This window comes from Saprospira grandis str. Lewin (assembly GCF_000250635.1).
Classification (GTDB): Bacteria; Bacteroidota; Bacteroidia; order Chitinophagales; family Saprospiraceae; genus Saprospira; species Saprospira grandis.
The window spans coordinates 660,887-677,358 of record NC_016940.1; the positions used below are offsets into that span (position 1 = coordinate 660,887).

Below are 16,472 nucleotides of genomic sequence, written 5' to 3' on the forward strand. Positions count from 1 at the left end.
CCCTTTCCTTCAACTTATTGCTGAAAAGGATATAACTGCATGTCTTTTGAAAAACTCTTAATTTGTACACCATCATTTACAATTTTAGTATTTCTATTAGAACCTTTAAAATATGCATCATAATCGCCACCCAATGGTAGTCGCGTTGAAATTTGGGATTCTTTACCAGTGCCAGGAAATGCAACTCCAGTAACAGTATATCTCTTTCTATCTACAAGAAAACTTGCTTTTTGTTCTTTAGTTAAGCTTCTGTTATTGATCATTCCAAGAGTTGTAGGTACTTCCAAATCTAGAGGAGTTCCATTTTCCTCAAAACTGTAAGTGTATGTTGGAGATATACTTCCAGCTTCCAAAGAAAATATTTTTGCATCTAGTTCATCATATACATCATAATTTCTCATAGCAATTCCCTTTTCACTAAGGGTACTCATTCCAAAGTGACCTTTTGAAAATGAAAATGCATGATGCACTTCCTCAAACAAAGTATGAAATCGATTACCTCCATAGTGCTCAGACATACTACCATATTTAATTTCAAATTTACCTATTTCTGCAGTTGAATAAAAACCACCTTCTTCTGTAGAAGAGTAACTAATTGTATATGTTTCCTCTAAACTGTGAAGGTGGTCAATGTAACTTGCAAAGGTTTCGTTATACTTAGGATTGCTAATTTTACTGCCTACACTTATCCCCGACTTCTTCCATTTTTTCCGTTGCTTCCTACCTGCTTTCTTCCATAAATCATCAGTTAATTCTATCTCTTTAGATGTTCTTGATTCAATATCTCTTTCTGCTTGTTCATTACCATACACTACAGTGGCACCAGAAGGATCTGTATTAGTTACTGGATTATTCATTGAAAGATTATAAGGCGACCAAGAGTAGTATAAACTTGCCGCAGGGTCAACAGATCTCCAGCGCCCAACTCTAGTATCTAAAGAGCGATAGGTTGTAGTATAACTACCCTCACTTACTTCATCTTCTTGCTCCACCCCATTAAACCCAAAACGATAGCCCTCCCCACTCACAAACTTACGCCCAGGCATTTCCCAACCAAATGGGTAGTACAAACTAGCCGAAGATACCTGCGCCAAATAATAATCTGCCTGTCCCGTTTGGCTGCTGTCTTGGCCCAAAGATTTATCACTGACCGTAGCCAGTACATTGCCTAGGTGGTTGGAGAGCTCGTAGCGGCGGCGGCCCAGCTCTAGTTGCTGGTAGCTACTTTGCGCCAAAGCCGTTTTGAGCAGACTCCCAGCAGGCAAACCAACGGCCCCCGACTCATCCCGATACCTTAAAGCTAAGGCTTTTTTCAAGATTCCCAAACGGGCCGAGCCATATAAATGCAGCTCCTCTAAATACAAACTATCTTTGTCATCGACCAGCGCAATATTTTCTTCATTGTACTGATAAACCGCCAGCACATTCCCCTGAGGGTCACGGACATAATACTGCCCCTCCGATCGAATATCTACAGGACCATCTACATACAATTTCTTCTTGGCCAAGCGATTACCCATGGGGTCATACTCATATTGCAAGACCGAGGGGCCCGGCTTGCCCACCTCAAAACGAACCTCTTGAACCTTACCCTGTACGTTCCAAACTATCTCCTCAATCTGCTCCGAGCTATCTCGAACCAAATTGCCGATTTCGTCATACACATAGTTCTGTGAATACAAAGCTACTACCCCATCTTGTCCTGGCTGACTAGTCAAATCGCCTACCGTTGACGCCCCTACGCCATCCGTTACATACTGCAATTGGTTATTATACAACTGCCCTGTAGCTTGGCTAGAAACCTCTGGCAATTGTGCAGGATCAACATCATAAGTATAATGATAGCTTAAATCATCTATCTGATTCCCTCTGGCATAACGCGATAAACTCAAGATATTTCCATTCGCATCATAGCTATATGATGACCGTGCTTCACAATCTCCTATGGCGCATCTTTTTGTCCAATATGCTCTAGGGCTATAGTAAGAATACCCTTCTGAACTCACGATCCGATGCAACTGATCATACTGATACGCACTAGCATAACTACCTGAACCCATCCCCTCTCGAGCCAATTGTGGCAAAGCCGTCTGCATATAGGCGATATTGCCATTAAACAAGCCAGAAACTCCATCTTTCGATAGAATATCTCCTGACATATCACCCCATGCCGCTCCATCTATCAAAGATGAGCCCCCAATTGGCGTATAGGCCAACTCATTATAGCCCAAGCCATAAGCATACTCATCTCGACTAAACCAGCGATGACGGCCCGTCTCATGACCATCCGCTCCAGGATCTGTCCAAACCGCATTCTTCACCAAGCCATTCACCCCAATAATCCAGCCCTGCAGGCTATAGCGATAATCAGAGCCCAATAGCTCTTCCCCCAACTCCACTCTCGCCAATGGTCCATGCGCATAATAGTAATAACGCGCCTCCTTCTGCCACAAACGACCATCCTCTGAACTATAGGCCAAACGAAGACGATTGTCCGCATCATAACTGTACTTATGATAAAACGCATCCGCTTCCCCGGCCTGATAGGCCACCTCCCGAACATTCCCCGACACTAAATCATAGGCATATTCTAGGCTAAAGCCTTTGTAGCCTGCCCAAAAAAGCAACCATTAGTTATAGAAAATAATTATCTTAAAGAACAAAAACTAAAAGGATGCGAAAAAGTAAATTCACGGAAAAGCAGAAGTTATCAATTTTAGCTGAGCACGACAGCGGCCTTAGCGTAGCAGATTTGTGTAGAAAGCACCAAATAAGCCCAGCCACTTTCTATAAATGGAAAAGATCTAAAGAGCAGGAAGTTGACGATAAGGAGCGTTTAATCAAGGAATTAGAGGCCCAAAATGCTCGTTTAAAAAAGATGTATGCAGACTTAAGCATGAATTATGAAATTTTAGAAGAGGGCTATGCAATGGCAAAAAAGTACTTAACCCCAAAAGACAAGAAAGAGTCATAGACGAGCTGTCCAAGAAGTACAGTGTGCGTCGGATTTGTGTCGTTTTGGGGTTTCGTCGTCAAACATATTATAAACGAAAATCAGGTCATCGGCCCGAAGAAGTTGATGATCAAATTGCTAAATTATTGCATGAAGTCACGAAAGAATATTTAGCTTGGGGCTTTTGGAAGGTTTTTCATTACATTAGAAATCAAGGTGTTACCTTCAACCATAAGAAGGTGTATAGAATCTGGAAGAGAGAAAAATTAAACTTGAGACAGCGGCCAAAGCGTCAGCGTATTCGCAGAAAATTTGAACCTATCTCTTTGCCCAAGGAGGTAAATAAGGGTTGGTCTATGGATTTTTTAAGCGATTGGGTCATGAGCTCAGATAAGAAATCGGTCCGAATTATCAACATTATGGATGAGACCTCAAGGCGAGCTTTGTGGACAGAAGCCCATCAAAGTATCTCTGCAAAAAAGCTTACTGATGTACTTGATAAAGTACTGGATTACAGAGGAAAACCTGACTATATTCGTTGCGATAATGGGCCAGAATTCATCTCTAAAAAGCTAGCTGCCTGGGCCAAAAAACATGATATTGAATTGAAGTTCATCCAGCCAGGAAAACCTACTCAAAATGCATTTATTGAGCGATTAAATAAAACTTTGAGAACAGAGTGTTTAAATTTATCTTGGTTCCACTCCTTAGAAGAACTAAATGAGGAAATTCAAAACTGGTCTCAGCACTACAATTTTAATCGTCCCCACCAAAGTTTGGGAAATATTAGCCCATATGACTTTGAAAGGACGATGTTAGATGTATAGTATTTTTTGGTTGCACCTTACGGGTAGGCTACACCTTTATCTAGATTCTTGACATACTGATAATAGTGAGATACATTCCCTAAAATATCATAGCTATAATAGTTCGCTTGGTATTGGTTCTCTACCTTTGATACTCGGCCTCGAAGATGCTCCTGATTGATCGGACTAGTCGCCAACTCATCATAGCTCGTACGCACCCACTCATCTAAAGTATAACTACTTGCAGCAGGAAAACTCAAATCATTCAAATCTGCCGCTAAAAGCGCAGGATCTGTTGGCATTTGGTAATCTTCCAATTGTCCAACCTCAACCACTCTACTCAGCTCATCATAACGAGTATAGCTATAATCTACAGCTGCGGCCTGCTTCGCATTTTGAGATAAGCGCAAGCGCTGCTCATCATCATACCAAAAGTTTGTTGCCCCTCCATCAGGACTATCCTGCCATAGAATTTGGCCCATACTATTGTACTTGTACTTTGTATGTAACCCTCTGGCAGAATGCTCTGGCTCATCTCCTAACCACTCCCCATGAGAATCAAAGGAACTAGCCGACAAGGGACGCACCGAAGCGGGCGGTATCGTTTGCACTAAACTCCCCGCCTGATCGTAATAATATAAGGTATAATGATATTCCCCTGTCTCATAGCTCACTGAAAAGGACTCCTTAAAAGGATTGTCCCAACAACTGCCCACCTGCGCCCGATAGGCCGTGATCATCTCTGCGATCAACTCCTGCTGTGCTTCCCAGGCTTCCTCCATCGCATCTTCAACCAAAGAGGCTATACAAGAATCTTGTAAATCGGAGAGACTTATTGTAAAATTACTTAAAGCCGTATCCTCCTTAGGTACAAACACTAAGGAATCAATTATAGTTATTACATCTCCTGGACCATAAAGCTTATTTTCCACTCTAAGTGTATCGTACAAGGCTCCATGAGCCGTCAAAATCAAATCTTCATAGCTCGCAATAGAACAACTGTCTGGATCTACAGGATAAGGGTCTGCCCCTAATAAGCTCAAGGCCGTATCTAAACGAATAAATACACTATCCAAATGTGGCGATTGACCCGACTGATAGTCCTCCAACAAAGCATAACCCAAGGGATTGCCCGTTCCACAAGTCGATAAACAGTTCGCTTCCATATCCAAAGCAATACGATCTAAAATTGCCTGTATCGCCAGATAAGTTGTTCCTGTCGTATCTAAATCACCTAATCCACAAGAAAGCAACTCTGTTTCTATTTCCCAACGGCTATAGGCTGCATTTATGGAACAACCATCAGCACAATTATCACTTATCGCAGCTATAATACTATCCTCGATTTCTGTAAAACTCGCAGCCGTATCATAAGGCGGAAAGGCCGTTATCAGAGCTAAACTATCACTATAGTAGCTACATTGACTACACTTTCGCTCTATCTGAAACTTTGCCCCTTGATAATAGGATAAAAAGCTCGACCAACGGAGTTCCTCTGTCGATCTTGTCTGTATACCAGTCCAACGCAAACTTGGATCTATTAAGCTATCCACATAGTTTACCATCAACTGTGGATACAAATAGACACTAGAAGTATAATAGTCCTCTAACATCCGCTTCATCTCATTCTCCAAGTAATTCGCATCACAACTACTATAGGCTGGAAACACGATCAAAAATGAGTCATTCTGAGCAAACTCACTCATTGCTGCTGCAGCATGATGTATCTTTACTGTAGCATTACTGTTCTCGCCTGCCTGCCAAGCATACCAGTCCTTATACAAACTCATTCGTGCATCATAACGCTTACTCGCTAACAAACCTACACAACTTTCATAATGACAATACTCCCGATGACGGCTTGTTAATTCTGATAAAATTGTCTCTTGGTACAAACTATCTTTTAGGAGTTGTACCAAAAGAACCACCAAAGAATCTGTATTATCTGCTTGACTAAAGTCGTAGTATACATCTGCTGTACTGCTTTCCAGACTCAAATTCCCACTATAATCAATCGTTGTAGAATTGATTACCTCTATCGTTAAGGAATTACCTGATAAATCCGCTAAGGTAAAATTAGCTAAGCCTATCAAATTTACCAAGTCTGCAGCCAACCATGCCGATGCACTCACTGTTGTCAATTGATCCTCTATTTGAGATAAAATCCCATTACAAACCTCTACTTGGGCCGCTAGTATAGGATTCGTATCTGCCGTATCTGCTGGATTTAGCCCTTCGATAAAGTTACACAAACTAGAATCTATCGCTGCTGGACTTACCGTTGGTATCATATTATTATCCTCAAAGAGCGAGGACAAACTATCTAAGGGCATTTCCGCAGATAACAATCGAAGGCGTTTATTCACTGTATATTCCCCCATTTCTGTTAAGCTCAGCTTAAACGATACCCCATGACTGTGTACATTCCCTGGGCCACAATTTGTTAAATCTGAAGCCCGGATTGTATCTCGGATTTGATAGCGATTATGGTTCGAGTCTATTACTGTTGTATGTAGCAGCCCTCCTGTCAACGAACTGGGAATGGGACTAACATAATGTCCATCAGGATCTGTTACCTCTATCTCTAAAGCATAGACGCAGCTCTCACATAGGCTATTTTGGAAACCCGCTAGCTCAAAATAGCTTGCGTCCACCTGATAATCAAAACTAAAGGTCTGTACCCCCATATCTGTCTTCAACAAAACATGCGTCATTGAGGACTGATTATTGGCCAAGACATTGCTCCCCATCATATCTAGTCGTTGGTCATAGCTCTCCTTATGGCTCAACTCTTCCACATTCGTCGGAGCCTCCCCGGCCAAAGCGGTTGCTACTGTTTGACCCGCCTGATCTACATAGGCAATGGATGCCTGTCCGTTTGCATCTACTGTTACATGCTTTTCATAATGTGTTGCATTCCCCACATTGGACCCAAACAATCGACGAAGCTCTGTCGTACTCGCTGATCCATAAAAATAGCGGGTCTCCCGTCCTAAGCCTAACTGATAAGGCCCACCTACTCCAGACTGCTCTGCTACACGGCCCGTCCCATCTCGCTTATAGCGCAACTGACTCATCGGATAGCCCTCTGCATCGGCTATATAAGGAACATAAAGCCCATCAGCTGTCGACCCCAAATGAGCCGAAGAATAATAGTAAGAGGCTCCTGAATTCGTTGATAAGGAATCTGCGCCTGTATCTTTATCGTAATCTGTATAGTTGTACGGCTGTCCCTGACTGTTCTGATTAAAATTTGCCTTAAAAAATAGATTATTTTCCACCCCTTGAGTCGGTACAGGCAAAATATTAACCACCGCCTGACCTTCCAAGCTGTAGTCTGTTTCTCCAACCAAACTCAAATCATCATCATTCAAATAGGTCACCACCTGACGGGCCCGCATACTCTCATCAAAATAGGTAATCACCTTCTTTTGCTTACCCGATTCTGCATAAACAGTACTATACTGCCAGTTCTCTTCTGGCTCAAAAGCCTCTGAGGGACTCACTGTCTCTTGGCCTACAACTGACCAAGCCCCTTCTTTTCGCCAACTGTAATTGCTGCCCGTATTTCGAATATAACGGCCTATCGGGCGAATCCGATAATAGATCTCCCCTGCAGGATAGCTCAACTCAAAACGATAATGCTGTGCTGAAGTCTCTACTCGAATCGCATCTGCAAAAAATTCTGGATCAGTCGGATCTGCGGCTTTTGATATCTCCGCATCCCAAAATACAAGTTCCACCTCTGCAGACTCCATCCCCGGAAGATAGTCCCAATACAACTCCAAATAGCTTTCTTTCGCTCCCTGACTCGCATCTGCATTAAAAACATGCTCTCCTCCTACCGTCAAAGCGGTCGTAGGATCCAAATAATAATAATGTTTCCGCTTCAAGCGCAATTGTAGCTCTATATCCTCTGGGCCAATCCCACTAATATCAGTCAGACTGCTCCCATTATAACTAAGGCCCTTTATTTCGACCTCACACTCGCCTAGCTCATGAGGCAACAAGACCATAGACTCAAATACGCCTAATTGTTCTGTATTTGATAAACGCAAAGTATCTATATCTGTCCGTCCATGCCAGCTAAAATACAACTCCAACTCCCAATCTGCAGCCCCACTAATGTCCAGTAGATCGCGTCGACCATAAACCAAATGAAGCTCCGCCTCCCAGGATATCCGGTGGTCTGCACTTTCACTCAAATTATAATCTGGCGCACGAAGCCCCAGCTTTTTCCCCACATAAATAGAGTCCGCGGGCGCTGACAACCACAAATCACTATCTCCCGCCCAGCTAAATAGGGGCAAGAACAAACACAATAGGAGGTATAGTACTTTATTCGTTTTCATAACAATTTAATGACTTTGCTGATTGATGAGTTTGTAGGTCTTATAGCTACTTACTGGATAGTATTTTCCAGCTCGTTTTTCAATATATTGTTTGCGACTAAAATGACGCTTGGCCTTGGGGGATGTGCTCAAATTCAAAAAGCGCATATCCACCTTTAACAACTGGTCCATTTCTGCTATATATGATTCATAAATTACCCTTTGAATAAGCATCTTTTCTGCATCTATATAGAGCTCCATATTTTTCATCAAGTAGCCCTTTTTCATACTTACTTTGTAGTGTTTCAGCCCTTCTTTTAGCCCCAAATACTCTATTTTATCGTATAGGCGCATTGCTTCCTCTACCTTAGAGAGCATTTCATCTTCTTGAGCGGCTGTTGACTCCTGAAGATTTTGCAGAATAATCACTTTATCTTCCTGATCAACCATAATAGCTTCTTTAGCTGTTTTCAGAAAAATAAATGACCCAAAAGCATAATGCAACAAGTCTTTTTGTTTATATATAAAACCTTTATTCTGTTCTAAGGGCTTCAACTTAGAGGACTGTAAATCATAGACATCCACCTCTATATCGGCAGAAAAATTCACTATTTCTGCATAGCGTTTTTCCAAGGCTTCATAATCTTTTTTCAGATCTTGTCCCCATAAGGAGAATTGTAAAACTAGGCCGATAAGGGCAAAAATATATTTCATCATTTTTTCTTTTTTGGGGGCTTGCCCGCCCAAGGGGCGGGCCGGGCTGTGTCGCAGCTCGCTGTTCGCTCGGCCCTGCGTTTTTTTTCGCTGCGCTCAAAAAACTAGGTCTGGCCTACGGCCCCTGCTATCCATCCCTAAGCCGACGGCCCTTCGGGCCTTTTTACTCTAGGTTGAAATCATAGACCCAAAAACGTTCAGCGGCCAAAGAAGAAAGGCTGTTGAGCGGCCACAACAAGCCCTTTAGGGCGCAGTTCGACGACCAACGGGAGTAACCGATGGTAGGCAGTGCGGCAAAGCCGCAGACCCAGCAAAAACTTGTTTTTTGCGCAGGGCCGAGTGACCCGACCAACGGGAGCCGACGCAGCGAAGCAAGTAACAGCGAGCTGCCGGACGACAACAAGGACTTTAGTCCGTCTTCGACGACCAACGGGAGTAACCGCCGCAGCTTTGCTGCGGAGGCCCAAAAATCACTTATTCTACATCTGTTGTTTTCATGTGAGAGCCAGTCTCTTGGATAGTTTTAATTCCTCGTTCCGTTTCCTTTTGCACGGCAATTAGGGTCCCTTCTTGGTTATAGAGGTATCGGCTAAAGAAATTATTATTATCTAGAGTAGCTCTAACTTTGTAATTAACAGGGTCGTAGATATAGGTTTGCAAGCCTCCTTCGGCAGGAAAAATCCGTAAATCGTCAATATAAAGCGCTTTACCTTTATGCTTATTTTGCAAGCCTAAAAGTCCTTCATAGGTAGCTGAAAGCAGCGCTGCTTCAGGAATGCTAAACTGCCCTTCCATTCGTTGCCAACCATCGATAATAGTTCCTGTAGGACTCATATCGCTTAATAGCTGTACATTGGAGCTAGTCAGTAGGTCGACAAAAGGCTGATAAGTTGGGCGATCAGCATTATCCAATTTTACCCAGCAGCTAAAGACATAGGCTTTATCTGCTTCGAGTTCCATCATACTATTATCGAAGTTAAAGGTTCCATTAGCCTGCAGTTTGATCGAAAGATTTCCTGTATGAGCTGTTTCATCAGAGAGACTAGCCATTGTATTTGAAACCTCTTGACTAGGCAATTTTCTTTCTATGCTTACTGCGCCAGTGAGGCGATAGGCAGAAGGAATATCTAGTTCATTGGGATCATAATGAATAATAATTTTCCCATTGGGACTAGCACTTAAGCTATCGATAATAATTCGGTCTGATTGTGCTTTTCCGGCTTCATCACGAAGGTGTAGTCGCATATTTTGGCCCTGATAATAGTTGCTCCAACTACTTTGGTAGGGTTCATCTAGATAGAGTTGTCCATCAGTCCAATAAAAAGGTTGAGCAACATCTAGGCGGTGATAAATTGCGTAGGCTGTATCAGTTTGGTTGCCAAAGTTCAGCTGTCCAGTTTCGATATGCGGCAAATTATTGAGATCTGTAGTTGTTGCATATTCTTCAAAACCTTCAAAAGCGATTTCCTCTTGTTTGGCATTGGCGGCTACGGCAATTGGTAAAGAGCCATTGTAGCCGTATAGGGCCGAAGAGTACAGTCCGATGATATTGCGATTTTCAGTTTCCGCATTATCGCCATTGTACTTAGTAATTGTATTTGTTTTCTTCCATTTGTCAAAAGCCTCACAATCTTGCATCAAGACAGGCCGGTTCCATTCAAAAAGGACAACAGAATCCATAGCACCATCTTTACGGAGATTGACTGTGGGGGTAGTTTGTCTTCTTTCATCGACATAAGTATAACTATTTAGCATTCTATAGATACCTCTTTCGCCAGTGGCGTAGGGGTTATCACTAGCAGTAGCATGCATTTGCAGCCAATCTTCGCTGAGTTCTGCAGCGGAAATGTTTAATACATCATTGATCGTTCTGTAAGCATATAATGGTAGCGACAACTGTTCTTCCGCTGGCCATTGGAATTCGTGGCAGAATATACGATCCGTAGCCAAGATAAAGGTTACAGGATCAGTAGCAGCTCTCATTTTCACTTCAATAGCAATTTCGAGTACATCTATTCCACTAAATCGATTACAGCCACGAATAGCATAGCTGTCAATTTTTGGATAGGTTGTTCCTTGAATTGCATTATTGCTATAGCTTTGTAAGCGGACATCTACAAAATGCTGTAATTCAGCGCCTATTTTAGGTACATCACCTTGACTTCCTTCTAGGTAGTAATAGATAGGATTCAGCAAGTGTGTACCCTCTGGTTCCCATTTAATTTTAGCTGGATTGTACTCCACTAATCCCTCAAAGCAATCAGGTGTAGAGTAGGTAGTGTAAGGATTAACAGTTTCACCATCCTCTTCAAGATAATTAACAGAAACATCATTGGGGTTTGCAGGATCTACTGGCTCAACTGTACAGCCCGAGTAGCTACAGTCTTCAAAGTTAATTAAGCTAGCTAGTTGAGTCCATTTTGAACTCAAGACTGCACTTCCCCCAGTATTTATCCGATTTGCATAAGCTTCTGTTGGAGAATTTCCTAAGTAGCTAGAAGTTGTAGCTGCACTACCTAAGTTATCCACATCCAAGGTTGCATTTAAGAAATCAGCTAGTTCTGCAGCTATTGCTTCAGTTTCTGTATCACAGCTATAAGTAATAGAGTCTAATTCTAGAGGTCCATCACAAGAAACTACAGCTCTATTTTTTGTAGGGTCAGACAAAGCTGTAATACTTCCAACCGATGCAGTCAGTTGATTTCTGGCACCAGAGCGAATTACTTTTAGTTGATAAGTACTGCCTAGAGCTACAGGATCGTCTGAATGCATTTCCAAATAGCAATTACTATTCTCTTCGTATTTAGAGAGTAGTGTAAACTTAACGGCAGGGGATGAAGGATTTGTTTGGTTATAAGCCAAGTACTCATCTCCAGCGATTAACCCCTCCATAAGATCATTCCAGGTAGTGGGTAATTGTGGGCCCAAGTCTAATACATAGCGATTATCTGTTCCTGCTAAGCGTTGATTTCCGACAGCAGCAAGAAACTCAGCCCCCCAGTTTTTATATGCGGGACCAACTCCTTTATAGAAAAAATGTGCTGGTAGATTATAGCTGTAAATAGCATCGTCATAGTTATTGTTCACTCTTGTTAAGAGTGCTTGTCCAGTGTATTGATCATATAATAGATTTTCTGTTTCCACTCTAGACTGTCCGTTGTAAGCTACAACTTTATCCATAATAGCTGCACGACGAATAACTTTGTTGGTTACTTGAGTTTGCATAGATTCATTTGTTATATGACCATGACCAGCCACTACAGGGACGATAAAAAGTGGTAGTGACCAAAGCGTATTTAGACCTGCTCCAATAGATACTGCTCTTGAGCTGTTTTTCTCAGCACCAACAGTCACTTCACGATCAACGCCCATTTCTTGGTACTCAACTTTCACATTTTGTCCATAGTCAGCCCCGCCTGTATCACTTAATAATACAGGAACAAGGCTAGTTAAAACTTTTCGTTCTCGAAGTCTAATCCCCTCTGCATAACTTTCGACTCTATGCTTGTAGTTATATTCTACCCAACTTATTGGACTATCAAGCATTTCTCCATCCTTGCTTTGCGCATACTGACTCACCTTTTTAAGTCTGCCATGCATATTGTTAAGTTCTACAGAATAAGCTTGACTGCCCCTATAATGTGCATATTTATTGAAACCCAATAATGGTATAGGGATAAGGTTCGCCCGATATTTTCTATCAATTTTTCCAGCCTTAAGAATATATGGGAAATCCTTTGCTGTATAGAATTCATGAATAGATTGTCCAGAACTAGCAAAGCCTTTAAGATTCGGATCTATACCTGCATCTTGATAAGCTTGTGAAAAGGGCTCTCCTTTTCGTTGAGCAAGGCTAGCTTCTGTTGCCAAACTCCTCACTGTTACTTTAGAATAGCCTATAGATGCTCCTGGAAGGAAGTTCTCATTGTAGGGATATTCAAAAAAATACAATTCATTCTGATTTCTCTTTTTTGCTTTCATGTAGTGTTTCGCATAGCGTAAACCACTAGACTCTCGCCCCACTACAGGTGTTGCTGCAGCAACACCACTACTAATGACTTCGCCATTTTCATCTTGAGTATCATAGTCATAGACCATCCCATAAACAGGCGTATTTTCCTTAGTCCAATGGTCTTTGAGTAAAACTCGTTTCACTCTCAGGCCGTCACCAAATATTCTTCGGTCGGGAGTATTTAGACGAATAAAAGAGCGCTTTAAGTTTCCTTTCTTTCCTAGTTGTCTTTCTCCGCAGACCTTATAAAAGCTCTTGATGGATAAAATAGCGTTTTTCATCATTCTATTCCAAGCATTTCCATCTCCTCCAGCAGGTCCTGTTCCTGTTAGTGGTGGTTCTCCTAGAAATTGATCCAATAAGTTGAACTTAATGTATTGCCATATATTTATGGCCAAAGGATGATATTTATTGACTTTAGATGAAAAATCCCCATAATCCTTTAAGATAATTCGTCCATATAAATAATCTCCCCCTGAGACAGAGGGAACCAACTCATAAGACTTGATATACAAATAAGCGACTATATTCTCATGATAACCATCACTGGCAAGATATTGCCCAAAAACGTTGGCTGCATAACGCAAATAGAGTTGTTTTCCCTTATCATCTTCATAAAGGTCTGTAAAATATCGTTCAAATTTTGCTCCTGCAGCTGCGTCATTAGAAATAGGCTCCTCTAGTTTAAAATAAATAGATAAGGCTTCTTTTTTACCAGAGGTATTTAAACTAGACAACTTAGAAGTATACAGTTTAGCTAATGCAGAAGAATCTGGATGACTAATATCTGTTGTATTTTCTATTAACTTTTCCTCATCATAAGGATTGAGCGGATCTCCAAAAGCTACAATATTAAACATTTGTCCCGCAACATGGTCCTGCTCATAGCCATATTCATCTCTTTCTAATTCTAATTCAATAGTAGAGCCTGAGGGTAGTTTTATTTTTTTCAAATGCCAGACAGAAGCTCTGTCTGCCATCTCCTGTTTTGTTAAAGGTGCAACTAATGAATTAGTTTGTTGTGTATAAGAAATATAGCTATCAGTGCAAGCATTTTCTAGCTCCCCTCGATTTGTTCCCCAACGATCTACACCTAAAGCATAATAGTTGGCATAAGAAACTCCTTGGTCAGGATACTCAAATTGATATGGATTTAAGGCCCCTCGATTAGAGTTCTCATAGGTAAAATAAACTTTCTTCAAAGTCAATTTCCCCCCCCCATTCACATTATTTTCTGTACCAGGACATAGCTCATAACTATATTCAAAATGGACAACTTTCATAGGTATCGCAGTACTTCCCTTAGTGGCTAACTCCTGCTTAGAAAAAATCCGGATTGAGTCTAACTTATAAGATGAATCACCATACTTAATATTTGAGTTTTGATCTTGAATATAATCTCCTGCGCCATAGGCATCTTCTCGTTGAGAATAGGCAAATTCAGCTCTATGTGTTTTAGTTTCTATTCTAGCCACATAATACTGCTCTCTTTTTCCTGCAGTAAAGCTACCTTTATCATCTATTTTTGCAGTGGCTTTTCCTTGGCTATAAGTAGCACCTAAAAAGGGACTACGCCATATATAAGCATCTGATGTTTTAGCATACTCAAAACGAACCCAATAACCTTGATCCTCATCATTAGGTTCTCCATCTGTAGGGTCCATATCAATATAGTTCGTTCCCAATATAGAGGTTAGCATATAAGAGTGTGCATAAGATGGAGTCGTTGTTATATCTAGATACTCCTCTGTATGGTTTACCTTATAATGAATACTTTCATCTCTTTGATCAATATCAATAACTTTCTTACAAGGATCTATTTCTGGTGCAACTGAGAAAGCATATTCCTTTTGTTCTACATTTTGCACAGCTAGGCCATAATTCCAACGAAGCCCTTCTTCTGATAAGACAGTATAGGCTCCAGTATGATTTTCTTTCGTTAAAGGTCTAGATAAATTTTCTTTTACAGAATATTCGTCAATAACAGCACTTTCTTGTTTACTATAATGTTGTATATTAAACTCTGGAAGTAAACCAGTAGCTAACTCTCTATTTTTATATGGTTGTATAGATTTACTTCTTGCCTTTCTTTTCCCTCGGCCCTTAACATCTGCTAATGTAGCTCCTGTAGTTATACTTCTTAATCTGCTTTCATTTGTACGAGCCTTCAATGGACTGACTAAATCATCCCCCATTAAATAAGCATCACTAATAAGTCGCTCGGTAGACATTTCACCAAAGCCCTTATAGTAATAAGGTTCAAAGAAAGGATCTGAGGCAGTTTTTCTCTGTGCTCCAATATTATTTCCATACTCTGGCTGATGGTTATAAACATGCTCTTTTTGGTGATTATAATCTAAATCAAGTCCTATGCGTAAAGGCGCTCCAAGACCTAGTTCAACTCCAGCACTCCCCCCATAAACATGTACCTTATTATCACGACTGGTAACAACAGCAATATCGTTTCGATATGGCTGATAGGCTCCACCCACGCCCTGACCTGTAACAGATAGAACATCTGAAGTTATTGAGGGGATTGGTAGATTTGTTGTCCATGACTGAATGGCTGTCTGTCCTTCTGTATTGTGATCTGTCAATGCTTGATTATCATCTCTTGCTTCCCCCAAATATTCTACTCCATATGCTTTTGCCTTAAAGTTTTTTCTAGCAAGCTTTCGAATTGACTGAGAATAATGTAGTCCCCCTTTCCAATATGCAAAACTAGCAGAACCTCCAACATCAAAATTGGCAGAAAAGTTAGACCCCTTAAATTGTCTATCAGCAAGAGGAGTATATGTAGTCTCTGATCCAGGCATCAAACCTATACTTACTCCAGTAGTAGTCACTAAAGATTCCTTTTGATCTGTAGATTTTTTCCTATATTTATTATAACCTCCATTTAGGCCTAGAGACATACGGTGCCCAGATAGCCCCCCATAAGCGTGCTGCAAGGAAGCACTTCCCCTAGCTGATCTCCTCCTATCTCCTTCAACACCTCCTCTATTATAAGATACAGAAAGATTAGCTTGCCCGCTACCACCATCAAAAGAGCTCATATTCATCCCAAAACCAGCTCCAAAGCTAAACTTATCTGTTATTTTATAGCCTAGGCTAACTCCTGGATCAAAGCTAATTCCCTGACCTTTTAAGCTATTTATTGTATAGCTAAAACCTAAATTAAAACCTTTAGAAAAATTTTTAGATTTATCAACTCCAGGCATCTCTATTCCTCCAGAAACTCTATACACTCTATTCACATTATCCTTCTGATCCACTTCTCGCTCTATCAAATCACCGTTAAAGTCATCTGGCAGCCCTCGCATCTGTCGATTGATTGCGCCAATACCAAGGTTCCAGCCTAAACCTACCATAGAAGCTTCTGCTTCAGGAGAGGTTACGGAATTATAAAACAAGTTTACGGGGTATCCTCCATTTGGACCAGGGAGGTCAAATAGAGGAATATTGTATGTAAAATCTCCTGAAAATAGGTCCACCATTTCGGTAGTGCCTACAGGTTCAAAAGACTGCAATTCAGGTTGAGTAGGGCCAGAAGTTAATGCTAATGCAACTGCTGGAAAAAACATTTGATTGATCATCAATAAGATGAAAAAGCTAGCGGCTCGCTTGCTAAACTTAGCTCTGCTAATGTAGTTCAT

6 protein-coding genes are annotated in these 16,472 nt (G+C 41.2%); 2 read left to right on the plus strand and 4 right to left on the minus strand.

The genetic code is table 11. From position 1 onward, the window contains the following. Positions 1-14: 14 nt before the first annotated feature. On the minus strand, positions 15-2,627 hold the full coding sequence (locus SGRA_RS21165) for an RHS repeat domain-containing protein (protein WP_014373649.1): 2,613 nt from the start codon (positions 2,625-2,627) through the stop codon (positions 15-17). Positions 2,628-2,674: 47 nt separating this feature from the next. Between SGRA_RS21165 and tnpA the strand changes: the two genes are divergently transcribed. Further along, positions 2,675-2,974: an IS66 family insertion sequence element accessory protein TnpA gene (gene tnpA / locus SGRA_RS02865; RefSeq protein ID WP_014373175.1), complete on the plus strand. Its 300-nt coding sequence runs from the start codon at positions 2,675-2,677 to the stop codon at positions 2,972-2,974. A gap of 5 nt (positions 2,975-2,979) precedes the next feature. Continuing rightward, positions 2,980-3,780, plus strand: coding sequence for an IS3 family transposase (locus SGRA_RS02870; RefSeq protein WP_245538676.1), 801 nt, complete (start codon positions 2,980-2,982; stop codon positions 3,778-3,780). A 17-nt stretch (positions 3,781-3,797) separates the two neighbouring features. Here SGRA_RS02870 and SGRA_RS02875 read toward each other — a convergent pair whose 3' ends face one another. From SGRA_RS02875 to SGRA_RS02885, 3 genes are all read right to left on the minus strand, one after another. Further along, complete coding sequence (locus tag SGRA_RS02875) at positions 3,798-8,111, minus strand: hypothetical protein (protein ID WP_014373651.1); 4,314 nt, start codon at positions 8,109-8,111, stop codon at positions 3,798-3,800. Positions 8,112-8,117: 6 nt separating this feature from the next. Next, positions 8,118-8,807 (minus strand): LolA family protein, encoded by a 690-nt coding sequence (locus SGRA_RS02880; protein ID WP_245538624.1) that lies wholly within the window; start codon positions 8,805-8,807, stop codon positions 8,118-8,120. A gap of 471 nt (positions 8,808-9,278) precedes the next feature. Then, positions 9,279-16,472 carry a hypothetical protein gene (locus SGRA_RS02885; RefSeq protein WP_014373653.1) on the minus strand — a complete coding sequence of 2,398 codons (7,194 nt, stop codon included), beginning with the start codon at positions 16,470-16,472 and terminating at the stop codon, positions 9,279-9,281.